The sequence below is a fragment of the Pantoea sp. Morm genome (genome assembly GCF_016643525.1).
Taxonomy (GTDB): Bacteria; Pseudomonadota; Gammaproteobacteria; order Enterobacterales; family Enterobacteriaceae; genus Pantoea; species Pantoea dispersa.
Map to the genome: position 1 here is coordinate 37,733 of NZ_VOQX01000024.1, position 21,228 is coordinate 58,960.

Here is a 21,228-nt window from a genome sequence, read left to right on the forward strand (position 1 = left end):
GTATGCGTACGCAGTTTAGCCGATTGAACTTCAAAAACCATAGTCCTAATCCGTTTCTTCCCTCCGGACTCGGCGTTACACTGTGCGCCGAACTTTTGAGTAATGGATCTTTTTATGCGCATTCACATCCTTGGGATTTGTGGCACTTTTATGGGCGGACTGGCGATGCTGGCCCGCTCGCTCGGACACGAAGTGACCGGTTCAGATGCCAATGTCTATCCGCCGATGAGCACGCTGCTGCAACAGCAAGGCATTGAATTAACTGAAGGTTACGACGCCTCGCAGCTGGATCCGGCACCGGACCTGGTGATCATCGGCAACGCCATGACGCGCGGCAACCCGTGCGTGGAAGCGGTGCTGGAACGCAACATTCCTTACCTCTCCGGACCGCAATGGCTGCACGATTTCGTGCTGCGCGATCGCTGGGTGCTGGCGGTGGCCGGTACCCATGGCAAAACCACCACAGCCGGCATGGCAGCGTGGATTCTCGAGGCCTGCGGCCTGGAACCGGGCTTTATTATTGGTGGGGTGCCGGGTAACTTCGACGTATCGGCAAAATTAGGAAAAAGTCCATTCTTCGTCATTGAGGCGGATGAGTACGACTGCGCGTTTTTCGACAAGCGTTCCAAGTTTGTACATTACTGCCCGCGCACCCTGATCCTCAACAATCTTGAGTTCGATCATGCCGACATCTTCGACGATCTGCGGGCGATCCAGAAGCAGTTCCACCATCTGGTGCGCATCGTGCCGGGTCAGGGCAAGATCCTGCTGCCGGAACACGATCACAACATTAAGCAGGTGATGGCGATGGGCTGCTGGAGCGAGCAGGAGAGCGTGGGCGATAACGGTCGCTGGCAGGCGAAGAAGCTGGTGCCGGATGCCTCGCGCTGGGAAGCCTGGCTCGACGGTGAGAAAGTGGCGGAAGTGAACTGGGCGCTGGTCGGCGAACATAACATGCACAACGGCCTGATGGCGATTGCCGCCGCACGTCACGTTGGCGTGAAGCCGTGCGATGCCGGAGAGGCGCTGAACAGCTTCATTAACGCGCGTCGTCGCCTCGAGCTACGCGGCGAAGTGAACGCGATTAAGGTGTATGACGATTTTGCCCATCACCCAACGGCGATTCTCGCTACGCTGGCGGCGCTGCGCAGTAAAGTCGGCGGCACCGCACGCATTCTGGCGGTGCTTGAGCCGCGCTCTAATACCATGAAGATGGGCGTGAGCAAGAACGAACTCGCTCCTTCGTTAGGGCGTGCCGATGAGGTGTTCCTGTTCCAGCCGCACCACATTCCGTGGCAGGTCGCGGACGTTGCGGAAGCCTGCATTCAGCCGGCACACTGGAGCGCGGACATTGATACGCTGGTGGAGATGGTGGCTAAAGCGGCGCAGCCGGGTGATTCGATTCTGGTGATGAGCAACGGCGGCTTTGGCGGGATTCATCAGAAACTGCTGGAGCGGTTAGGTAAGTAATGCGTGGCCGGTTCAGGGCCGAGAGGCGATCTGCCCTCATCCCAGCCTTCTCCCGCAAGCGGGAGAAGGGGCCGTCCGGGGCGGACGTCACATCCAGCGCTCGCCCTCAGCTACCTCAGCATTCTGCTTCAGCTACCTCAGCACTGTGCTTCAGCTGCTTCAGCACTCTGCTTCTAACCCGGCACTGTACTTTATATCCCCTCTCCCGCTTGCGGGAGAGGGTTAGGGTGAGGGCAGGGCAACCGTCCGCAGCGGACTTACGCTTCAGCCAGCTCGCGCAGATACTGGAAAATCTGGCGGGCGGCTTTTGGCGGCTTACTAGCGGCTTTCTCTTTCTGCGCGTTGCGGATCATACTGCGCAGCTGCTGACGGTCGGCGTGCGGATAGAGATTCAGCACTTCCGCCACCGCGTCATCACCCTGCTCGATCAGCCGATCGCGCAGCTGCTCCAGCTTATGGAACAGTGCAACCTGCTGGTTGTGGCGGTTCTTCAGCTTATCCAGTGCCAGGCGGATTGGTTCTTCGTCGCGCTGACGCAGCATTTTACCAATCAGCTGCAGCTGGCGGCGGCGGCCTTCCTTCTTAATGCGCTGCGCCAGTTCAATGGCGTCACGCAGCTGTTCATCAAGCGGGATCTTATCCAGGGAGTTTTTCCCTAAATCCACTAACTCGGCGCCCAGGCGTTTCAGCTCCTCGGCGTCGCGTTTAATTTCACTTTTACTGACCCAGATAATCTCTTCGTCTTCTTCTTCCTGATTATCCGGCACATCGTCGAGCCAGTCTTCGGGCTGCTTCGTCATCTGTTGGCTCCCTAAAAAAAGAGGCTAATCCTACCAGTTTATCGGGCGACTGCGAAATTGTTCTCTGAGTCTGATAGACTCAATAAATTCATACTTAAGATTAGACGGCAGGTCGATGAACGTATCTACTCAGGTTGCAGAACAACGTAAAGTGTTGGAACAGGCTGTCGCGCAGGCGCTGGAACTGGCGCAAGCCAGTACCGACGGAGCAGAAGTGGCGGTCACCAAAACCACCGGAATCGGTGTCAGTACCCGCTACGGCGAAGTGGAAAACGTCGAATTCAACAGCGATGGCGCGCTTGGCATCACCGTCTATCACCAAAACCGCAAAGGCAGTGCTTCCTCGACCGATCTCAGCCCGGACGCGATTAAACGCACCGTGCAGGCGGCGATCGATATCGCGCGCTACACCTCGCCCGATCCCTGTGCTGCGCCGGCCGAGCGCGATCTGCTGGCGTTTGAGGCGCCGGATCTCGATCTCTATCACCCGTGGGAGATCGACGCCGATCGCGCCATTGAGCTGGCCGCGCAAGCCGAGCAGGCCGCGCTGCAGGCTGATAAGCGCATCACCAATACCGAAGGGGGCAGCTTTAACAGCCACGTCGGTATCAAAGTCTTTGGTAACAGTCACGGCATGCTGCAGAGCTACTGCTCGAGCCGGCATTCGCTGTCGAGCTGCGTCATTGCCGAGCACAATGGTGACATGGAGCGCGACTACGCCTACACCATTGGCCGCGCGATGGGCGATCTGCAAAGCGCCGACTGGGTGGGCGCGGAGTGCGCGCGCCGCGTGCTGGCACGTCTTTCGCCACGTAAGCTGCCGACCATGAAAGCGCCGGTGCTGTTTGCGCCGGAAGTGGCCACCGGCCTGTTCGGCCATCTGGTGGGCATGATCAGCGGCAGCAGCGTTTACCGCAAATCCACCTTCCTGCTCGACGCGCTGGGCCAGCAGATTTTGCCGTCGTGGCTGACGATTGAAGAGAAGCCGCACCTGCTGAAAGGGCTGGCCTCGACGCCGTTCGACAGCGAAGGCGTACGCACCGAAGCGCGCGAAATCGTGAAAGATGGCGTGCTGCAGAACTGGCTGCTGACCAGCTATTCGGCGCGTAAGCTTGGCCTGCAAAGCACCGGCCACGCGGGCGGCATTCATAACTGGCGCATCGCCGGTCAGGGCCACAGCTTTGACGATCTGGTGAAGCAGATGGGGCGCGGTTTGATCGTTACCGAGATGATGGGTTCCAGCGTCAGCGCCATGACCGGTGACTACTCGCGCGGTGCGGCGGGCTTCTGGGTTGAAAACGGCGAAATTCAATACTCTGTGAGCGAGATCACAATTGCGGGTAACCTCAAAGATATGTGGCTCAATATGGTAACGGTCGGTAACGACATTGAAACGCGCAGCAATATACAATGCGGATCGGTGCTGCTGCCGGAGATGAAAATCGCCGGACAATAAAGACATCGCTTGATGAAAGCAGCCCACAGCGGCTGCTTTTTTTTCGCCTGATAATAATTAAAGGAAAACGTTATGCGTAAGCATGTGATTGCTATGTTGTCTTTGTCGTTGCTGTTCTCTTCAGCCAGCCTGTTCGCGGCTGACCTGGAGCAGGATATGGATACCCTGAAAGACGGGCTGAGTGTCGTCAAGAAAACTTCTGACGCACAGGAAATGCACGCTGCACTGGGCAAGATGCGTGCCGCTGCGCAGGATGCAAAAAAATCCACGCCGGAAAAACTGGAAGGCCAGGGTGCTGACAGCGCACAGATCAAGGATTACCACGCCGGTCTGGACTCACTGATTGCCCAGATCGACGTTGTCGACCAGCTGGCGCAGGCTAACAAGCTGGACGAGGCGAAAACCGAAGCGAAGAAACTGGAAGATATCCGTAACGCCAACCATAAGAAATTCCGCTGATAAACCGGGCCAGCCTGCAGGCTGGCCTTATTCCTGCCGCAGCCTTGCGTCATTCCACCGTTTTTATCCCGCTTTTTACCTCATTTCACGCATTTCGTGAGCGATCTCGCATAGTTCGTGCATCGTGCGATCTGGCGCACAGTCGCCCGTGGGATTTCCACTTTGAGGTGGAAATGTTGCGTCTCCACACCGCCAGGCGGACAGCGTAATTTCTTCTCAACGCGAATTATCTGACATTGTCCGCTGTAAACAGGAGTAACAAGGTGAGGAGTGATGCTGTCCCGCTGAAACCGAGCACGCCGGAGGCAATTCAGGCGCTGGCGGATAAGGTGATGAATCAAATCGCGGCGCTGTATGCCGCGCACCACATTGCAGCCAATGCGGTGCAACAGCAAATGCTGGCCTCACATGTCCGCGCCATGGCGGCACGTTCTCTCACCGGAGAGGCGCTGCCGGACGTCGAAGCCGAACTGTTTGAGGACATCTCGCCTGAGACCATGGCGCTGGCGCAGCAGGTGGTGGATCTGTTTGGCAATTTGCCTGTCGAAGAAGCCTGGCTGCTGTCGGTGCATATCGAAGTGGCGAAATCGAACGAAGCATGAATTGAGAGAGGAACGGAATATGGTAACGGTAGTGATTGGCGATCGTCTGGGTAAAGGACAGAAAGTGGCAGCTGGCGTGGAAAAAGCCGGCGGCCGGGCAGTAGTGGTGCCGGGCGTGGCGGCGGATATGAAACTGGGCGATGTGATGAAGGCGGAAAACGCTGATTTCGGCATCTCCTTCTGCGGCAGCGGCGGCGCCGGTGCCATCACCGCGCAGAACAAGTACGGCTACAAAGCCAAACACGGCATGCGTTCGGTGGACGAAGGGGTAACCGCCATCAACGAAGGCGCCACCGTGCTCGGTTTTGGCTTCATGGATAAAGAAGAGCTGGGTGAGCGTCTGGTTCAGGCCTGGAATAAAAAACACGGCAGCTAAGCATGAAACAACAGTATGAGACGCAGGTCACGGTGCAGGGCAAAGGCGACAGCAAAGCAAAAGCCTTCGCCGATGCGCTCAGCAAGGTGCAGCAGCAGGTGCTGCGCACCAGCCAGAAAATTCTGTTGCGCATTGAACCGCTCGATGTGCGGGTGCTGCGCGCGCAGGAGAGCGTGCGGAAGGAGAAATTTCTGTTCTTCTTCCTCGCGCGTGAACGGCGGAATTACAGCGTGGAGCTGGAAATTACTGTCAGCGTCACTGTGATCGACACCGAGAGCGTGACCTTCACAGCAACGTAAGAATAACGACAACAAGGGTAACATTATGTTTTTAATCATTTTGTTTAAGTCGTTGATCATAGGTGGATTAGTCGGCGTGGGCGTTGGAGCGGGCGCGGCGCGCATGTTCCACGCGCCTGTCACGCAGGGGATGGGTGCCTTCCGTACGCTGGGCGAGCTCAACTCCTGCGAGGGCGATCCGGCTTCGCACTTCTCCTTTGGTCTCGGCTTCTTCTTTAACGCCTGGGCATCCTCCGTTGCTGCGGGCTCCTTCACGCAGGATGTGGATCACCGCATTCTGCCGAACTGGGGCGCGGCCGCACTGATGGTAAAGAACCGCAACGTCGCGGAAACGCTGCATAACCCGAAACGCATGGCGATTGCCTGCGGCATCATCGGCATGATCGTGGTGGCCTTCCTGAACAGTACCGCTTCTGCCGTACCGGCTGCGCTGCAGGTGACTGCGGTAAAAGTGCTGGTGCCGGCGGCGAATCTGCTGGTGAACACGGTGATGCCGGTGATCTTCTGGCTGGCGGCGATAGATGCCGGTAAGAAATCGGGCTTCTGGGCAACCATTTTTGGTGGTCTGGCGCAGTTGATCATGGGTAACGCCGTGCCGGGTCTGGTGCTGGGCATTCTGATCGGTAAAGGCGTGGAAGAGAGCGGCTGGAACAAAGTCACCAAAGTGATGATGGCTGCGATTGTCCTGCTGTTTGTGCTGAGCGGCTTCTTCCGTGGCTTCGATGTGAAACTGCTGCAATCCTTCCAGCTCGGCATCCCTGGCTGGCTCGACATGATCCACAACAGCCTGAGCGGCAAATAAGGAGCCTTCAGCATGAACGAGAACGAAAACAAAGGGTTCTGGTACGCCGACTGGTCTTTCCCGCTGTTTGTCGGCCTGCTCTCCTCCGGCGTATTCGCCGGGACGCACATGTACTACCTGTACGGCATCGGTGCTTTTAACGAAGTGGCATTCGTTTCGATGCTGCGCTCCGGCATGGAAACCGGCGTGTACGGCGCGGTGGCGGCGTTTGGTGCCAGCTTCCTGTTTGCGCGCATCATTGAAGGCTCGCTGGTAGGGATTCTGGATATCGGCGGCGCGATTCAGACCGGCGTCGGCCTCGGTGTGCCGGCGCTGCTGCTGGGAGCCGGTATCGTGTTTCCGGTGGCGAACTTTGCCGCCTCGCTGGCAACCGGGCTGGTGATTGGTGTGGCGATTGGCTACGTGATTATCCTCGCGCGTAAATTCACCATCAACCAGAGCGATTCCACCTACGGCGCGGACGTAATGATGGGCGCCGGGAATGCCTCCGGTCGCTTCCTTGGTCCACTGATTATTCTGTCTGCTATGGCGGCGTCGATTCCGATCGGCCTCGGTTCGCTGGTCGGTGCGCTGCTGTTTTACCTGTGGAACAAGCCGATTACCGGCGGCGCAATTCTCGGTGCCATGGTGCTCGGCGCTATCTTCCCGGTTTCGCTTTGATGTATGCGGTCGCCATGAATGGCGACCCTACAATGCCTGATATTACGCAAGCGTTTGAGTAAAGCATTGATTGTAGGGTGCGCATTCATGCACACCATGAGGAGTAAGCATGTTTGATCTGATTCTGCGCCGCGCGCGTCTGTGTGATGAACAGCTGGTGGATATCGCGATTCGCGCCGGCAAAATCGCGGCGGTCGGTAAGGTGGACGGCGCAGCGCAACAGGAGCGCGATCTCGGCGGCCGCTACTACGTCAGCGCCGGCTGGATTGACAGCCACGTACACTGCTATCCCAAATCACCGATTTACCACGACGAAGCCGACGCGATTGGCGTGGCGCAGGGCGTCACCACCGTGGTGGATGCGGGCAGCACCGGTGCCGATTACATCGACGACTTTTATCAGCTGACGCGCAGCGCGAAGACCGAAGTGCGCGCGCTGATCAACATCTCGCGCACCGGCATCGTCACGCAGAACGAGCTGGCCGACATGGCGCAGATCGATGGCGAAGCGGTGGTGCAGGCGGTACAGCGTCGCCCGGACTTTATTGTCGGCCTGAAGGCACGCATGAGCAGCAGCGTGGTCGGCGACAACGGCATTCAGCCGCTGGTGCGCGCCAAAGCCATTCAGCAGGCGGCGGGCAATCTGCCGCTGATGGTGCACATCGGTAACAACCCGCCGGTGCTGGAGGAGATAGCCGCGCTGCTCACTTCCGGCGACATCATCACTCACTGCTTCAACGGCAAGCCGAACCGCATTCTGTCACCGCAGGGCGAGCTGAAAGCGGCGGTTAAGCAGGCGATCGCGCGCGGCGTGAAGCTGGATATCGGCCACGGCAGCGCCAGCTTCAGTTTTGCGGTGGCGCGCGAGGCGATTGCCCAGGGCATTCTGCCGGACACCATCAGCTCCGATATCTATTGTCGCAACCGCATCAACGGCCCGGTGCACAGCCTGGCGCACGTGATGTCGAAATTTTTCTCCATCGGCATGACGCTGCCGCAGGTGATCGCCTGCGTCACCGTTAATGCCGCAGCGGGTCTGCATCTGGCCGGTAAAGGGCATCTTACCGCCGGTTATGACGCCGATCTGACCATTTTTACCGTCAAAGAGGAAGCCCGCCCGTTCGTCGATGCTGAAGGCGAACGGGTAACGGGTGAGCAACATTTGCTGCCGCTGGCCGTGGTGATCGCGGGCCAGTGGCATCTGACTGAGGAAGGGAAAGCGCATCATGTCTTCGATTTATGAGAAATATGACCTGAAACAGGTGATCAACGCCTCCGGCCGTATGACCATTCTCGGCGTGTCGACGCCGTCCGCCGACGTGGTGGATACCGTCAGCTACGGCCTCAATCACTACTTTGAGATCAAAGATCTGGTCAACAAAACCGGTGCCTACATCGCGCGCCTGCTGGAAGTCGAAAACGCGGTGGTGGTGTCCTGCGCCTCGGCCGGTATTGCCCAGTGCGTAGCGGCGGTGATCGTCAAAGATAACGACTGGCTGCTGGATAACCTGCACGCCGCGCCGCTCAGCGTGCCGCACGACATTGTGGTGCCGAAAGGCCATAACGTGAACTACGGCGCGCCGGTGGGCAGCATGGTGGCGCTGGGTGGCGGACGCCTGATTGAGGCTGGTTACAGTAATGAGTGCTCGCCAGAACAGCTGGCGGCGGCCATCACGCCGACCACCGCGGCGCTGCTGTACGTCAAGTCGCATCACTGTGTGCAGAAAAGCCATCTCAGCGTCGAACAGGCGGCGGTGGTCGCGCGCAAACACGGTATTCCGCTGATTGTCGATGCGGCGGCCGAAGAGGATTTGCAGTGCTATTACCAGATGGGGGCTGACCTGGTGATCTACAGCGGTGCCAAAGCGATTGAAGGGCCAACCAGCGGCCTGGTGCTTGGCCGCAGCCAGTACGTCGAGTGGGTGAAACGCCAGAGCAACGGCATTGGCCGCGCGATGAAAGTCGGCAAAGAGGGCATTCTCGGTCTGACTCAGGCGATTGAAAGCTACCTGCTGCAGAGCAAAACCAGCGGTGCCGACATGGTGGCGAAGATGACGCCCTTTATCGATAACCTCAACACGCTGAACGGCGTCAGCGCGCGCGTGGTGTGGGATGCCGCTGGTCGTGATATCGCCCGCGCCGAGATCAAATTTGATGAAGCGGTGACGGGCTGGCCGACCGGCGAGCTGGTGCAGGCGCTGAAAAACGGCGACATCGCCATCTATTTCCGCGGCTATAAAGCCAACGAAGGCATTATCGAAGCGGATGTGCGCAGCGTCAGCGCGGAACAGCTGCACATTATCTTTAGCCGCATCCAGGCGCTGCTCAGCGGAGGAAAACGCGCATGAATCTCAACCCCAATTTCTATCAGGGCCGTCTGTGCCTCAACGTGCTGGCTGGTTCAAAGCAGAATGCGCAGGCGATCTGGCAGGCGGCAGAAGGGCATGTGCTGGTCGGCGTTCTGTCGAAAAACTACGCCTCGAATGAGGCCGCGATTGCCGATATGCGCGAGTACGCGGCGCTGATTGATAATGCGCTGTCGGTCGGGCTGGGTGCGGGCGACCCGAATCAGTCGGCGATGGTCAGTGAAATCTCGGCGGAACTGCAGCCGCAGCACGTTAATCAGGTCTTTACCGGCGTGGCCACCAGCCGCGCGCTGCTCGGACAGCCACACACCATCGTGAACGGTCTGGTTTCACCAACCGGCACGCCGGGCAAGGTGAAAATCTCCACCGGTCCGCGCAGTTCGCAGGCGGCGGACGGCATTGTGCCGATCGCCACGGCGATCGCCATGCTGCAGGATATGGGCGGCAGTTCGGTGAAGTATTTCCCGATGGGCGGCCTGAAAGCGGTGGAGGAGTATCGCGCGGTGGCGGACGCCTGTGCGCACCATGATTTCTGGCTGGAGCCGACCGGCGGTATCGATCTCAGTAATTTCGAAGAGATTGTGCGGATTGCTCTGGAGGCCGGGGTCAGTAAAGTCATCCCGCACGTTTACAGCTCAATTATTGATAGCGCCAGCGGCGACACGCGCATTGACGATGTGCGTCAGCTTCTGGCAACGTGCAAGAAACTGCTGTAACAAATGAGTAACAGGTGAGGCTCCGTGAGATTTCCCAATCAGCGTTTAGCTCAACTCTTCGCGGCGCTGCAAAGCGAAACGCTGCCACAGGATGAGCTGGCGCGGCGTTTTTCCGTTTCAACGCGCACGGTGCGCACCGACATCACCGCGCTCAATGCGCTGCTGGAACAGCACGGCGCTCAGTTCGTGCTGGCGCGCGGCGCGGGCTATCAGCTAAAAATCGACGACGCGGTGCGCTTCGGCCGCCTGCAGCAGGAGAGTGCGGCACCGCTGCGGGTGCCGCGCACCTCGCAGGATCGGGTGCGCTATTTGCTGAGCCGCTTTCTCACCGCCGCGTATTCGCTCAAGCTGGAAGATCTGTCGGAAGAGTGGTTCGTCAGCCGCGCCACGCTGCAGAGCGATATGGCGGAAGTGCGCGAGTGGCTGGGCCGCTATCATCTCAACATCGAAACCAAGCCGCGCTACGGTATGAAACTGTTTGGCAGCGAGGCGGCGATTCGCACCTGCCTGACCGATCTGCTGTGGCAAATCGACCAGCAGACGCCGGACAGCCCACTGCTGACGGTCGAGGCGCTGCACAGCGGCATGCTGGCGCAGCTGCAGCCGCTGCTGGCGCAGTGTTTCACGCAGCATGCCATCCGGCTGAGCGATGAAGGCGAGCGCTATCTGCTGATTTACTGCGCGGTGGCGGTGCGCCGCATCAGCGAAGGCTTCCCGCTCAGCGATCCCGGCGCGGAGGATGTCGGCGAGGAGATACGCGAGGCGGCGCACGATCTGGTTAATCTGATGCGCCCGCTGGTGGGTAAAGGCATCTCGCAGGCGGAAGAGAACTGGCTGCGCGTCAATATTGCGGCGCGGCAGATTCAGGCGCTGGCCCCCAGCACCATCAACGCCGATGACGCGGATGCGCTGGTGGATTACCTGCTTAACTACATCAACACCCATTACAACTACCGGCTGCAGCAGGATGAGCAGCTGCGCGCCGATCTGCTCACGCACATCAAAACCATGATCACCCGCGTGCGCTATCAGATCCACATCCCTAATCCGCTGCTGAGTAACATCAAGCAGCACTATCCGATGGCCTACGATGTAACGCTGGCGGCCGTCACCAGCTGGGGCAAATACACGCCGTATACCATCAGCGAAAACGAGATTGGCTTTCTGGTGCTGCACATCGGCGTCGGGCTGGAGCGACATTACGATGTCGGCTACCAGCGACACCCGCAGGTGTTGCTGGTCTGCGACAGCGGCAACTCCACGCTGCGCATGATCGAGGCGCTGCTGCTGCGCAAATACCCGCAACTGGTGGTGACGGCGCGGCTGTCGCAGCGCGACTACGAAGTGCGTGCGCACATTGATGAAGATTTTGTTATTTCAACCGCGCGGCTCAGCGAGAAGAACAAGCCGGTAGTGATGATGTCGCCATTCCCTACGGAGTTTCAGCTGGAACAGCTCGGCAAGCTGGTGCTGGTGGATCGCACCCGGCCTTACATGCTGGAGAAGTACTTCGACGCGCAGCATTTCATGGTGCTCGACCGGCCAATGAGCCAGTCGGCGCTGTTCCGCCTGCTGTGCGATCGGCTCGAAGCGGAGGGCTATGTCGATGCTGATTTTTATCCTTCGGTTGAAGAGCGTGAAGCGATTGTCAGTACCATGCTGGGCGAAGGGATTGCGCTACCACACTCGCTGGGATTACTGGCTAAAAAAACCGTGGTTTATACCGTGCTGGCACCGCACGGCGTGAGCTGGGGCGATGAGACGGCTTCGGTAATTTTTCTGCTGGCGATCAGTAAGAGCGAATACGAAGAGGCGATGGCGATTTACGATCTGTTTGTCACCTTCCTGCGCGAAAGGGCGGTGACAAGACTGCGCGACTGCGCTGATTTCGTCAGCTTTAAAGCGGTGGCAATGGATTGTCTGAGCCGGTTGTGATGGGGATGGGTGCGGTTTGTCCCTCACCCTAACCCTCTCCCGCAAGCGGGCGAGGGGACCGATCCAGCGGCGTGTGAGTTCAGTTGCTGATCCTTAGCGCCCGGTGGATTGACTGAATTCTGGCCCTCAAACCACGTTCGGGCGGCTCCCTCTCCCGCGTGCGGGAGAGGGCTGGGGTGAGGGCGAAGTGCCGCCAGCCCACAAAATCAGCCGCGTTTCGCCAGCAGTTTTGGAATCTCACGCAGGCACCAGGCTTTGGCTTCACCCATGCTATCGCGGCGCCACGCCATAATAATATCCACCTCACGGGTATACTCGGCGCTGACGACGCGCAGGCGGCCTTCGGCGATATCTTTCTCTACCATCGGATAGGGCATGGTCGCTACGCCGAGACCGGCCAGCAGCGCGCGGCGTTTATCATCCATGCTGCTTACCGTCAGGCGCTGCTGTTTGTCCAGCAGCTGCACCGTCAACACCGGACGTTCGCGCGCGGTGTCCGCCACGGCGATGCCGCGATACTTAACGCGCGTGACCTCGGACAGCGGCTCGGCTTCCTGATGAATCGGGTGATCCGGACTGGCAACATACACGCTCATAATGCTGTACAGCTTGCGCGTGTTGATTTCGGTGGAGGCGCGAAAATGCAAATCCGGCGCGATCACGATGTCGGCGCGCCCCTGTTCCAGTCGCTCCCACGCGCCCGCCAGCACTTCGGTGACCAGCGAAATCTGCGTATTGGCTTTCTCGGCCAGCTTCTCTACCAGCGGGAACAGCAGCTCGGTCGGGATCAGCGCTTCGGCCACGATGGTCAGATGGGTTTCCCAGCCGCGCGCCAGCGCTTCGGCATCGGTGGTGAGTTTATCGGCGGCTTCCAGCAGCACGCGGCCGCGTTCCAGCAGCATTCGCCCGACGTTGGTGAATTTGGTGCGATGGCCGGAGCGGTCAAACAGCACCACATCCAGCTCCTCTTCCAGCTTCTGCATGGTGTAGCTCAGCGCCGATGGCACGCGTCCCAGCTCGTCGGCCGCCGCGGCGAAGCTGCCGCGCCGGTCAATCGCATCCATCACACGTAAAGCTTCCAGGGTTAACGCGCGCTCTTTAGCCATGCCGACTCTCTGTCAGTAAATTTGAATATGCCAGGCAGATTAACTGGCTAACAATCCGGCGTCCAGCCTTTTACCATTGACGTATAAAGCCTGTGGTGGATTCTCACCGCAGTGCGTCGGAGGTAAAGCATGATGACAACCCGCTGCGCGTCCGCATGTGGCCAGGCCGATTTCGGTTGGTTGCAGGCGCGCTATAGCTTCTCATTTGGCCACTATTTTGATCCCCAACTGATGGGCTACGCCTCGCTGCGCGTGCTGAATCAGGAAGTGCTGGCACCCGGTGCGGCATTTCAGCCGCGCACCTATCCGCAGGTAGATGTGCTCAACCTGGTGCTGCAGGGTGAAGCCGAATACCGCGACAGCGAAGGCAATCACCTGGTGGCGCGCGAGGGCGAAGCGATGCTGCTGTCGGCCCGCCAGGGCGTCAATTACAGCGAACACAATATCAGCAAGGATCGCCCACTGACGCGCATGCAGCTGTGGCTGGCCGCCTGTCCGGAACGGGAAAATCCGCTGCTGCAAAAACGCGCGCTGCCGCAGCAAACCCATGTGCTGATTGCGTCACCGGATGGCGCGGACGGCAGTTTGCAGCTGCGCCAGCAGGTGTGGGTACATCAGGTCACGCTGGCACCGGGCGAGCAGTACAGTCTGGCGCTGCACGGACCGCGCGCCTATTTGCAGTCGATTCACGGTGCGCTTGAGGTACGGGCCAGCAGTGCGCATCAGGAGCAGCTGCGCTGTGGCGATGGGGCGTTTGTCAGTGAAGAGGCGCAGATTACGCTGCAGGCGGAAACGCCGCTGCGTGCGCTGGTAATTGATATTCCGGTGTAAAAAAGGCGGCCCTGTTGGCCGCCTGTGGCATTATTTCAGAATGGTAAAGGCGGTGGTGACGTGCTTCACGCCGCTGACACGGCTGGCGATATCCGCTGCTGCCTTCGCTTCTTCCTGCGTTACCAGACCCAGCAGGAACACTTCCCCGTTCTCAGTGGTGACTTTCACGTTGGACGATTTCACCTGATCGCTGCCCAGCAGCTGCGAGCGGATTTTGGTGGTGATCCACGTATCTGATGAAGACGTGCCGAGGCTCACTTTCTGCCCGGTGCGAATCTCGTTATACACCTCTGTCGCGCCATCAACGCCCATGGCGATCTGTTTCGCCCGGCTGGCGAGATCGGCTGACGGTGCCTGACCGGTCAGCAGTACTTTGCCCTGATACGCGGTCACGACCACGCGCGCCTGATTTTTGATCTGCTCATCTTTTGCCAGCGCGTTAGTGACGCGCAGCTCCAGCGTGCCGTCATCAACCTGCGTGCCCACGGTACGCGGGTCGGTGGCGGTTTTGGTGGCGACCGCAGCGCCGCCGGCGACAACCGCCACGCAGCCCTGCAGCAGCATGGCGGTTAACAGAATGGCGATAGCGTTCAATGCTTTCATTTGAGCTCCTTCAGTCATTCCTGGTGTGGGAACAAGGTGTTATCAATCAAATCGCACAGGCAGTTCAGCGTCAGCATATGCATCTCCTGAATGCGTGCGCTGCGATGTGACGGAATGCGAATTTCCACATCGTGCGGACCGAGCAGGCCCGCCAGCTCACCGCCGTCATGGCCGGTCAGCGCGACGATAGTCATATCGCGGGTAACCGCAGCTTCCACCGCTTTAACAATATCGCGGGTGTTGCCACGGGTGGAGATGGCCAGCAGAACGTCGCCGGCCTGTCCAAGCGCACGAACCTGCTTGGCATAAATTTCGTCGTGCAGACGGTCGTTACCGATTGCCGTCAGCATCACATTGTCCGCACTCAGCGCCAGCGCCGGCAGGCTGGGACGCTCAGTCTCAAAACGGTTAATCATGCTGGCGGCAAAATGCTGGGCGTTAGCCGCCGAGGCGCCGTTACCGCAGCTGAGGATTTTGTTGCCGTTCAGCAGTGACTGCACCAGCGTCATCGCGGCGCGGGAAATCGCATCTGGCAGCGCTTCGGCTGCGGCGATTTGCGTCTGAATACTTTCGGTAAAACACGCTTTAATTCTGTCCTGCACAAGACCACCTGGTTCTATCCATCCGCACGAAAGGCATCGGCCAGCCACACCAGTTCGCGCCCGGTGATGGCGATGATGTCAAAACGGCAATTCACCGTATCAAAACTGCCGCCGCGTGCCAGCAACCACAGCGCAGCGGTACGCAGCAGCTTTTGTTGTTTCTGGCGCGTCACGCTGGCAGCCGCGCCGCCAAAACGTGCATCGCGCCGATAGCGCACTTCAACAAACACCCAGCAATCCGCGTCGCGCATAATCAGGTCGATTTCCCCGCTGCGGCAGCGCACATTGCTGGCTTCCCACTGCAGTCCGGCGCGCTCAAGGTAGCGACGCGCCTGCTGCTCCTGCTCAGCGCCGAGGCGCTGGCGGTTTACTGCACCGGAACGATTTGTCCCTGACGATACTGGTTCCATGCCAACTTCCTGTTGATCACGCAATCCGTGTCGGCGCTCAGCTTGCCGGTATTGCCATCAATGGCGAAGCCCGGTACCTGACGCATCTGGTTAAACTGGTTCGCCAGCGTCCAGGCATCAATGCCCATCGCATAGAGGCGTACCAGCGAATAGTCGTTGTTGAAACTGCGCGCCGCCTGCTGCATCAGGCCCGGATTGGCGCCGGACAGCAGCGGAATATCGCTGAACTGCAGGCCATCCATCTCCAGCCGGAAGTCCGGACCGGCACCGGCCTGCGCGCTGCGCGAGCTGGCATACAGGGCGATGTTATTGCGGCTGCTGGTGCGCATGGCAATCATCGGCTTGATCAGCTGCAGTTCGTCCTGAGTGGCAATAATGTAAACCGCATCAACGCTGCCGCTGCTGCTCTCAGGTGCCGGAGTGCTGGTCTGCGGTGCCGGAATCGTCAGACCGGCAACCGCCACGCCCTGCGGCTGGTCCGGCTGGACCGTCAGCGGCGTGCCGCTCAGTGCAATACCGGCGCCGCTGTTGATGCCCTGTTTCAGCTCGCCCACGCCGCCGAAACGCTGCTGCAGCACGGTTGTGCCGCCCAACTTCTGCCACTCCTGCGCAAACGCTTTGCCCACGCGGTCGCCATAGCTGCTGCGCGGCATCAGCAGCAACGGCTGGCGTTTGCCCTGATCCCAGATATGGTGCGCGGCATCGCGCGCTTCGTCTTCAGGAGAAAGCGCAAAATAGCAAATATTCGGATGGTTCTGGATCTGCTCTGGTTCGTTGAGCGCCAGCACGTTCAGCGGTGTCTGGCTGTTGGCGACCTGTTCCACGTTATTTTTCAGCAGCGGACCAACCACCAGGGTGGCACCATCCTGCTGCGCCTGCTGCATCACCTGAGCAATCGGCTGGCTGCTGGTGTCATACACTTTCACCTGGGCGCTGCTGGCAGGCTGCGCGACGGCTGGCTGTGCGACGGGCTGCTGCGGCTGTGCGCTGTCTGACGGCGTGATGGCCGCGGCCGACGGACTGACCACCGCGTTGGCATCGCCATTGGCTGGCGTTGCCGTGCTGGCGGGCTGTTGCGTGGATGCGCTGGCATCGCTGCTGGCCGGTGCGGCAGGGGCTGCCGGCGCAGTCAGCACACCGTTTTTCGCATCGTTAAAGCCTTTCTGGATGGCACTGGCGAACACCTGCGCCTGACCATTAAGCGGCAGCAGCAGCGCGATTGTGCTGGTCGAGGCTTTAGTGAAGTTCTGCACCTGGCTGAGCTGGGTCGGCAGGGTTTTCGCGCCGGGGTTTTGCGGATAGCGCGTCTGCCAGTCGCTAATGGCGGCTTTCAGCATCTGGGCATCCTGGCTGTTGGCGTGCCAGGTATTCAGCAGGTCAAGCCAGCCCTGCAGCGTATTTTCGTCGGCGTTGATCACCACGCTGTTGAGCTGATCCTGGGTAAGCTGGGTCAGCGCCTGCCAGGTGGCGTCAATATTGCTCTGGTGATCGGCGCCTTTCAGCAGCGGTTCCTGAGCAATATAGGCGCGCAGCAGCGCGAGCGACGGACGATTTTGCGCAGCGGCAATCTGCAGCGCGTAGTAGCGCACCTGCTGATCCTGCGACAGGTCAGCGGCTTTTATCTGTCCCAGCAGCTGCTGAGCACCGTTGAAATGCTGCTGGGCAATTTGCAGCTGGGCGCGCAGCAGCAGCAGTTCCTGCTGTTGTACGTCAGAGAGCTGCTGTGGCAGCTGGCCGAGCTGATTTTGCGCCTGCGGATACTTTCCTTCCTTCAGCAGGGCACGGATGGCAAGTAATTGCCAGTCGGTCTTGCTATCATCGCTGCTTTGCTGCACCTGCTGCAGATAATAGTCAGAGCGGCCCGTGGCAGGACCCTGCACGTTTACGCTTGAGGTTTGCTGCGGTCCCTGGCCGCTACAGGCGGCCAGAATCAGGCCCGCGAGCAAAACAGGGACCAGGCGTCCTGCTTTATGACGTACGACTTTCGAAGGAAGCATACTGTATCCAGTGATGTTTTTTTCAAGATGCTCAATATTAAATCGGCAATTCGGATGAAACAATGAAACAACTCGATCGGGCAGAGATTTCTGCCAGCACGCTCTATATCGTTCCTACCCCGATCGGTAACCTGGGTGATATCACGCAGCGTGCGCTGACGGTGCTTGCGAGCGTCGATCTGGTCGCTGCGGAAGATACACGTCATACCGGGCTGTTGCTACAACATTTCGCCATCAATGCGCGACTGTTCGCACTTCACGACCATAACGAACAGCAGAAGGCCGACGTGCTGTTAGCGAAGCTGCAGGAGGGCCAGAGCATTGCGCTGGTTTCCGATGCGGGCACGCCGTTAATCAACGATCCGGGCTACCATCTGGTGCGTCGTTGCCGCGAGGCCGGGGTGCGTGTGGTGCCGTTGCCCGGTGCCTGCGCGGCGATCACAGCATTGAGCGCGGCGGGATTACCGTCCGATCGTTTCTGTTACGAAGGGTTTCTGCCGGCCAAAAGTAAAGGACGTTGCGATGCGCTGCGTGCACTGAGTGACGAGCCGCGCACGCTGATTTTCTACGAATCGACCCATCGCGTGCTGGATACGCTACAGGATATGGTCAGCGTATGGGGCGCGGCGCGCTACGTGGTGCTGGCACGAGAGCTGACCAAAACCTGGGAGTCATTGTACGGTGCGCCGGTAGGTGAATTGCTGGCGTGGGTGCAGGCGGATGAGAATCGCCGCAAGGGCGAGATGGTGCTGATTGTCGAAGGCCATAAAGCGGATGAAGAGACGCTGCCGGCAGAGGCGTTGCGCACGCTGGCGCTGCTGCAGGCCGAGCTGCCGCTGAAAAAGGCGGCGGCGCTGACGGCGGAAATTCATGGGGTTAAGAAAAACGCCCTGTACAAGTATGCGCTGGAGCAGCAAGAGGCGTGACAAACGCGGGCGGATCGCCTATTATCCCGCGCCGAAGCTGACCAGACAGTCGCCGCTTTGTCGTCGTCCCTTTCGGGGGAGACGGGCAGAGGGGAGGAAAGTCCGGGCTCCATAGGGCAGGGTGCCAGGTAACGCCTGGGGGGCGCAAGCCTACGACCAGTGCAACAGAGAGCAAACCGCCGATGGCCCAGTAATGGGATCAGGTAAGGGTGAAAGGGTGCGGTAAGAGCGCACCGCGCGGCTGGCAACAGTCCGTGGCACGGTAAACTCCACCCGGAGCAAGGCCAAATAGGGGTTCACATGGTACGGCCCGTACTGAACCCGGGTAGGCTGCTTGAGCCAGTGAGCGATTGCTGGCCTAGATGAATGACTGTCCACGACAGAACCCGGCTTATCGGTCAGTTTCGACTTTTTTAATGAGCGCCCGCAGGTGAGAATCTGCGGGCGTTTTGTTTTTGGGAAGGGTGCGTGCTGTCCCTCATCCTAACCTTCTCCCGCAGGCGGGAGAAGGGACCGATTGTGCGTGTGACGAGTTGAGTATTAGGCCTCCAACACCGCACTTAACTATTCCCTCTCCCCGTGGGAGAGGGTTAGGGTGAGGGCAGAAAACCGCACGGGGTCAGAAAACCGCAGCAGACTATTCCCTCTCCCCGTGGGAGAGGGTTAGGGTGAGGGCAGAAAACCGCACGAAGCCAGAAAACCACACAAAACCCCATTTCCCTGCGTAAAGAAACGCAAATCCGCAAAAATATTCTTTTCCCTGTGCCAGAATAGGCGCGTGTTCAACTACTGAGGACAATTTTTCATCCACACCGGGAAAAGCAACAACGTGGATAAGTTGTAAAATTATGGATAACCATTTCGTTACACTTTACGTATTAACCTCTTCACCCACCTGCGTTTTCTCCTGCTCACTGAGCGATCGGCACTGGCGCTTCGCGCTGTAGTTTTTTCTCTCCTTATTAGCTTTTTATCTTTTTCAGCTATCACGCTGCTGTTTGCGCGTGGATGGCGTTTATTTCTCACAGGAGAGAAATCATGCTGTACTGGATTTTATTAGCGTTAGCGATTGCTGCCGAAATTACAGGCACCGTGTCAATGAAATGGGCCAGCGTCAATGGCGGCAGCGCCGGCTATATTTTTATGCTGTTGATGATCGCCCTGTCATACATCTTCCTCACCTTTGCCGTTAAACGTATTGCCCTTGGCGTGGCTTATGCCATGTGGGAAGGCGTCGGTATTCTGTTTATCACCCTGTTCAGCGTGATGCTGTTTGACGAGGCGCTGTCAGTGATGAAGGCGGCGGGTTTGATCACGCTGATCGCGGGTATCGCGCTGATCAAAGCAGGGACATTCAGCCGTAAGGAGCTGCGTCATGACCACGCTTAACGTCGTGCATCTGGCCTGGCTGGCACTGGCCATCGTGCTGGAAATTGTGGCGAACATCGCGCTGAAATACGCCAACGGCTTCCGCCGTCCGCTGTATGGCGTGATATCGCTGGTGGCTGTCCTGGCGGCATTCAGTGCCCTGTCGCAGGCAGTGAAGGGGATCGATCTCTCGGTGGCCTACGCCTTGTGGGGCGGTTTCGGTCTGGTGGCTACCGTAGCGGCAGGCTGGATCCTGTTCGGACAACGTCTGAACACCCGCGGCTGGCTGGGCGTGGTACTGCTGCTGGCCGGGATGGTGTTGATCAAATTTGCCTGAGGCAGCGCAATACAGCCTGCCTTCCTTTCCCAATAGTGGGAGAGAAGGGCAGGCATGCGTAAGCCAGTCGTTAACCGCGGCCGTGCGGCTCATCCCAGTCAAAAGCCGGTCCCAGCGAAATAACGCCGTTCGGATTGATGGTCTTGTGGCTGCAGTAGTAGTGATGGCGGATGTGCGGCAGGTTTACCGTATCGGCAATGCCCGGCATCTGATAAATATCGCGCAGGAAGCCGTTCAGGTTACGGTAATCACTGATGCGATGACGATCGCACTTAAAGTGGGTCACGTAGACCGGGTCAAAGCGCACCAGCGTGGTCCACAGGCGCAGATCGGCTTCGGTGAGGCGATCGCCGGTCAGATAGCGATGCTGACCCAGAATCTGCTCCAGCCGTGCCAGCGAATGGAACAGCGCGGTTACGGCTTCATCATAGGCCGACTGTGACGTGGCAAATCCGCTTTTGTAGACGCCGTTATTGACGGTGTCATAAATCCAGCCGTTGAGTTCGTCGATCTTGTCACGCAGCTCGGGCGGGTAGTAATCGCCGGCGCGAGCGCCCTGCGCGTCGAAGGCGCTGTTGAACATACGGATGATATCGGAGGATTCATTACTGACGATAGTATGCTGCTTTTTATCCCACAGCACCGGCACGGTCACGCGCCCGCTGTACTGCGGATCGGCATGCAGATAGAGCTGATAGAGGAATTCGTTCTGATACAGCGAATCGCCGGTCGCGGCGGGGAAATCATCGTCGAAGGTCCAGCCGTTCTCCAGCATCAGCGGGTGCACCACTGATACCGAAATCATCTCTTCTAACCCCTTCAGCTGACGCATCAGCAGAGTGCGATGCGCCCACGGGCAGGCCAGCGAAACGTATAAATGATAACGATCGCGCTCGGCGGCAAAGCCGGCTTTCCCGGTTGGCCCGGCGCTGCCGTCTGCCGTGATCCAGTTACGCCAGACTGCTTCTGTGCGTTTGAAGCGGCCACCGGTTGACTTCGTATCGTACCAGGTGTCATGCCAGACACCGTCAATCAGTTGTCCCATAAGCCCTCCATAAAAAAAACGGGGCGAGGAAAATCCCCGCCCCTGCTATTCAGTATATGTGC

At 58.9% G+C, this 21,228-nt stretch carries 23 protein-coding genes and 1 other RNA gene; 17 read left to right on the top strand and 7 right to left on the bottom strand.

Annotated elements, in window-relative coordinates; translation table 11 throughout:
- Nucleotides 1–114 precede the first annotated feature (114 nt).
- Nucleotides 115–1,470 carry a UDP-N-acetylmuramate:L-alanyl-gamma-D-glutamyl-meso-diaminopimelate ligase gene (mpl, locus tag FT726_RS10785; RefSeq protein WP_058781127.1) on the top strand — a complete coding sequence of 452 codons (1,356 nt, stop codon included), beginning with the start codon at nucleotides 115–117 and terminating at the stop codon, nucleotides 1,468–1,470.
- 257 nt (nucleotides 1,471–1,727) lie between these two features.
- Here mpl and yjgA read toward each other — a convergent pair whose 3' ends face one another.
- Complete coding sequence (gene yjgA, locus FT726_RS10790) at nucleotides 1,728–2,270, bottom strand: ribosome biogenesis factor YjgA (protein ID WP_058759857.1); 543 nt, start codon at nucleotides 2,268–2,270, stop codon at nucleotides 1,728–1,730.
- A gap of 115 nt (nucleotides 2,271–2,385) precedes the next feature.
- On the opposite strand from yjgA, the gene pmbA reads away from it, so the two are divergent.
- The 11 genes from pmbA to FT726_RS10845 all read left to right on the top strand — a co-directional run bounded on the left by pmbA (nucleotide 2,386) and on the right by FT726_RS10845 (nucleotide 11,941).
- Nucleotides 2,386–3,726: a metalloprotease PmbA gene (pmbA, locus tag FT726_RS10795; RefSeq protein ID WP_346302799.1), complete on the top strand. Its 1,341-nt coding sequence runs from the start codon at nucleotides 2,386–2,388 to the stop codon at nucleotides 3,724–3,726.
- Between the two features lie 72 nt (nucleotides 3,727–3,798).
- Complete coding sequence (gene cybC / locus FT726_RS10800; RefSeq protein WP_021509728.1) at nucleotides 3,799–4,185, top strand: cytochrome b562; 387 nt, start codon at nucleotides 3,799–3,801, stop codon at nucleotides 4,183–4,185.
- A 263-nt stretch (nucleotides 4,186–4,448) separates the two neighbouring features.
- A complete protein-coding gene (locus FT726_RS10805; RefSeq protein WP_010617110.1) occupies nucleotides 4,449–4,787 on the top strand; it encodes a glycine dehydrogenase in 339 nt (112 codons plus the stop codon).
- Nucleotides 4,788–4,806: 19 nt separating this feature from the next.
- Nucleotides 4,807–5,163 (top strand): SFCGS family glycine-rich protein, encoded by a 357-nt coding sequence (locus FT726_RS10810; protein WP_021509727.1) that lies wholly within the window; start codon nucleotides 4,807–4,809, stop codon nucleotides 5,161–5,163.
- 2 nt (nucleotides 5,164–5,165) lie between these two features.
- On the top strand, nucleotides 5,166–5,462 hold the full coding sequence (locus FT726_RS10815; protein ID WP_021509726.1) for a DUF4312 family protein: 297 nt from the start codon (nucleotides 5,166–5,168) through the stop codon (nucleotides 5,460–5,462).
- A gap of 25 nt (nucleotides 5,463–5,487) precedes the next feature.
- Nucleotides 5,488–6,264: a DUF4311 domain-containing protein gene (locus FT726_RS10820; protein ID WP_021509725.1), complete on the top strand. Its 777-nt coding sequence runs from the start codon at nucleotides 5,488–5,490 to the stop codon at nucleotides 6,262–6,264.
- Between the two features lie 12 nt (nucleotides 6,265–6,276).
- Nucleotides 6,277–6,924 (top strand): DUF4310 family protein, encoded by a 648-nt coding sequence (locus FT726_RS10825; protein ID WP_021509724.1) that lies wholly within the window; start codon nucleotides 6,277–6,279, stop codon nucleotides 6,922–6,924.
- Between the two features lie 109 nt (nucleotides 6,925–7,033).
- The gene (locus tag FT726_RS10830; RefSeq protein WP_346302800.1) at nucleotides 7,034–8,167 is read left to right on the top strand and encodes an amidohydrolase/deacetylase family metallohydrolase; all 1,134 of its coding nucleotides are present in this window, start codon (nucleotides 7,034–7,036) and stop codon (nucleotides 8,165–8,167) included.
- The gene (locus FT726_RS10835) at nucleotides 8,151–9,272 is read left to right on the top strand and encodes a DgaE family pyridoxal phosphate-dependent ammonia lyase (protein WP_346302801.1); all 1,122 of its coding nucleotides are present in this window, start codon (nucleotides 8,151–8,153) and stop codon (nucleotides 9,270–9,272) included. Before FT726_RS10830 ends, FT726_RS10835 begins: the two co-directional genes overlap by 17 nt.
- Complete coding sequence (gene dagF, locus FT726_RS10840) at nucleotides 9,269–10,006, top strand: 2-dehydro-3-deoxy-phosphogluconate aldolase (protein WP_021509721.1); 738 nt, start codon at nucleotides 9,269–9,271, stop codon at nucleotides 10,004–10,006. The genes FT726_RS10835 and dagF overlap by 4 nt, the downstream gene beginning before the upstream one ends.
- A gap of 24 nt (nucleotides 10,007–10,030) precedes the next feature.
- Nucleotides 10,031–11,941, top strand: coding sequence for a transcription antiterminator (locus FT726_RS10845; RefSeq protein ID WP_021509720.1), 1,911 nt, complete (start codon nucleotides 10,031–10,033; stop codon nucleotides 11,939–11,941).
- Between the two features lie 206 nt (nucleotides 11,942–12,147).
- Here the strand turns inward: FT726_RS10845 and FT726_RS10850 are convergent, their stop codons facing one another.
- Entirely contained in the window at nucleotides 12,148–13,047 is a 900-nt protein-coding gene (locus FT726_RS10850) for a LysR family transcriptional regulator (protein ID WP_021509719.1), read from the bottom strand.
- Between the two features lie 129 nt (nucleotides 13,048–13,176).
- Between FT726_RS10850 and FT726_RS10855 the strand changes: the two genes are divergently transcribed.
- Complete coding sequence (locus tag FT726_RS10855; protein WP_031280148.1) at nucleotides 13,177–13,878, top strand: pirin family protein; 702 nt, start codon at nucleotides 13,177–13,179, stop codon at nucleotides 13,876–13,878.
- A 30-nt stretch (nucleotides 13,879–13,908) separates the two neighbouring features.
- Here FT726_RS10855 and dolP read toward each other — a convergent pair whose 3' ends face one another.
- From dolP to FT726_RS10875, 4 genes are read right to left on the bottom strand one after another with little or no spacing between them, the layout of a single operon-like run.
- Nucleotides 13,909–14,481, bottom strand: coding sequence for a division/outer membrane stress-associated lipid-binding lipoprotein (dolP, locus tag FT726_RS10860; protein ID WP_021509717.1), 573 nt, complete (start codon nucleotides 14,479–14,481; stop codon nucleotides 13,909–13,911).
- Between the two features lie 14 nt (nucleotides 14,482–14,495).
- The gene (diaA, locus tag FT726_RS10865; RefSeq protein ID WP_021509716.1) at nucleotides 14,496–15,083 is read right to left on the bottom strand and encodes a DnaA initiator-associating protein DiaA; all 588 of its coding nucleotides are present in this window, start codon (nucleotides 15,081–15,083) and stop codon (nucleotides 14,496–14,498) included.
- A gap of 14 nt (nucleotides 15,084–15,097) precedes the next feature.
- Nucleotides 15,098–15,493, bottom strand: a complete 396-nt coding sequence (locus tag FT726_RS10870) for a YraN family protein (protein WP_021509715.1) — start codon at nucleotides 15,491–15,493, stop codon at nucleotides 15,098–15,100.
- Nucleotides 15,451–17,490, bottom strand: a complete 2,040-nt coding sequence (locus tag FT726_RS10875; protein ID WP_346302802.1) for a penicillin-binding protein activator — start codon at nucleotides 17,488–17,490, stop codon at nucleotides 15,451–15,453. The genes FT726_RS10870 and FT726_RS10875 overlap by 43 nt, the downstream gene beginning before the upstream one ends.
- 62 nt (nucleotides 17,491–17,552) lie before the next feature.
- Here FT726_RS10875 and rsmI point away from each other — a divergent pair, with 62 nt between their 5' ends.
- From rsmI to mdtI, 4 genes are all read left to right on the top strand, one after another.
- Nucleotides 17,553–18,416 (top strand): 16S rRNA (cytidine(1402)-2'-O)-methyltransferase, encoded by an 864-nt coding sequence (rsmI, locus tag FT726_RS10880; RefSeq protein WP_058759850.1) that lies wholly within the window; start codon nucleotides 17,553–17,555, stop codon nucleotides 18,414–18,416.
- 33 nt (nucleotides 18,417–18,449) lie between these two features.
- Nucleotides 18,450–18,826, top strand: an RNA gene (gene rnpB / locus FT726_RS10885) — RNase P RNA component class A.
- Nucleotides 18,827–19,454: 628 nt separating this feature from the next.
- A complete protein-coding gene (gene mdtJ / locus FT726_RS10890) occupies nucleotides 19,455–19,805 on the top strand; it encodes a multidrug/spermidine efflux SMR transporter subunit MdtJ (RefSeq protein ID WP_058759849.1) in 351 nt (116 codons plus the stop codon).
- The gene (gene mdtI, locus FT726_RS10895; RefSeq protein ID WP_346302803.1) at nucleotides 19,792–20,121 is read left to right on the top strand and encodes a multidrug/spermidine efflux SMR transporter subunit MdtI; all 330 of its coding nucleotides are present in this window, start codon (nucleotides 19,792–19,794) and stop codon (nucleotides 20,119–20,121) included. The genes mdtJ and mdtI overlap by 14 nt, the downstream gene beginning before the upstream one ends.
- A gap of 70 nt (nucleotides 20,122–20,191) precedes the next feature.
- On the opposite strand, the gene FT726_RS10900 is transcribed toward mdtI, so the two are convergent.
- Complete coding sequence (locus FT726_RS10900) at nucleotides 20,192–21,166, bottom strand: glutathione S-transferase family protein (RefSeq protein WP_346302804.1); 975 nt, start codon at nucleotides 21,164–21,166, stop codon at nucleotides 20,192–20,194.
- Nucleotides 21,167–21,228: the final 62 nt, after the last annotated feature.

Bases quoted from the DNA above. Each gene is read 5' to 3' on its own strand.
- FT726_RS10825 (WP_021509724.1), top strand. From the start codon at position 6,277: ATGAACGAGAACGAAAACAAAGGGTTCTGGTACGCCGACTGGTCTTTC.
- FT726_RS10870 (WP_021509715.1), bottom strand. From the start codon at position 15,493: ATGGAACCAGTATCGTCAGGGACAAATCGTTCCGGTGCAGTAAACCGC.
- mdtJ (WP_058759849.1), top strand. From the start codon at position 19,455: ATGCTGTACTGGATTTTATTAGCGTTAGCGATTGCTGCCGAAATTACA.
- FT726_RS10900 (WP_346302804.1), bottom strand. From the start codon at position 21,166: ATGGGACAACTGATTGACGGTGTCTGGCATGACACCTGGTACGATACG.
- FT726_RS10835 (WP_346302801.1), top strand. From the start codon at position 8,151: ATGTCTTCGATTTATGAGAAATATGACCTGAAACAGGTGATCAACGCC.
- FT726_RS10850 (WP_021509719.1), bottom strand. From the start codon at position 13,047: ATGGCTAAAGAGCGCGCGTTAACCCTGGAAGCTTTACGTGTGATGGAT.
- FT726_RS10820 (WP_021509725.1), top strand. From the start codon at position 5,488: ATGTTTTTAATCATTTTGTTTAAGTCGTTGATCATAGGTGGATTAGTC.
- rsmI (WP_058759850.1), top strand. From the start codon at position 17,553: ATGAAACAACTCGATCGGGCAGAGATTTCTGCCAGCACGCTCTATATC.
- FT726_RS10855 (WP_031280148.1), top strand. From the start codon at position 13,177: ATGATGACAACCCGCTGCGCGTCCGCATGTGGCCAGGCCGATTTCGGT.
- pmbA (WP_346302799.1), top strand. From the start codon at position 2,386: ATGAACGTATCTACTCAGGTTGCAGAACAACGTAAAGTGTTGGAACAG.
- FT726_RS10875 (WP_346302802.1), bottom strand. From the start codon at position 17,490: ATGCTTCCTTCGAAAGTCGTACGTCATAAAGCAGGACGCCTGGTCCCT.
- yjgA (WP_058759857.1), bottom strand. From the start codon at position 2,270: ATGACGAAGCAGCCCGAAGACTGGCTCGACGATGTGCCGGATAATCAG.
- FT726_RS10815 (WP_021509726.1), top strand. From the start codon at position 5,166: ATGAAACAACAGTATGAGACGCAGGTCACGGTGCAGGGCAAAGGCGAC.
- dolP (WP_021509717.1), bottom strand. From the start codon at position 14,481: ATGAAAGCATTGAACGCTATCGCCATTCTGTTAACCGCCATGCTGCTG.
- mpl (WP_058781127.1), top strand. From the start codon at position 115: ATGCGCATTCACATCCTTGGGATTTGTGGCACTTTTATGGGCGGACTG.
- mdtI (WP_346302803.1), top strand. From the start codon at position 19,792: ATGACCACGCTTAACGTCGTGCATCTGGCCTGGCTGGCACTGGCCATC.
- FT726_RS10830 (WP_346302800.1), top strand. From the start codon at position 7,034: ATGTTTGATCTGATTCTGCGCCGCGCGCGTCTGTGTGATGAACAGCTG.
- FT726_RS10810 (WP_021509727.1), top strand. From the start codon at position 4,807: ATGGTAACGGTAGTGATTGGCGATCGTCTGGGTAAAGGACAGAAAGTG.
- cybC (WP_021509728.1), top strand. From the start codon at position 3,799: ATGCGTAAGCATGTGATTGCTATGTTGTCTTTGTCGTTGCTGTTCTCT.
- dagF (WP_021509721.1), top strand. From the start codon at position 9,269: ATGAATCTCAACCCCAATTTCTATCAGGGCCGTCTGTGCCTCAACGTG.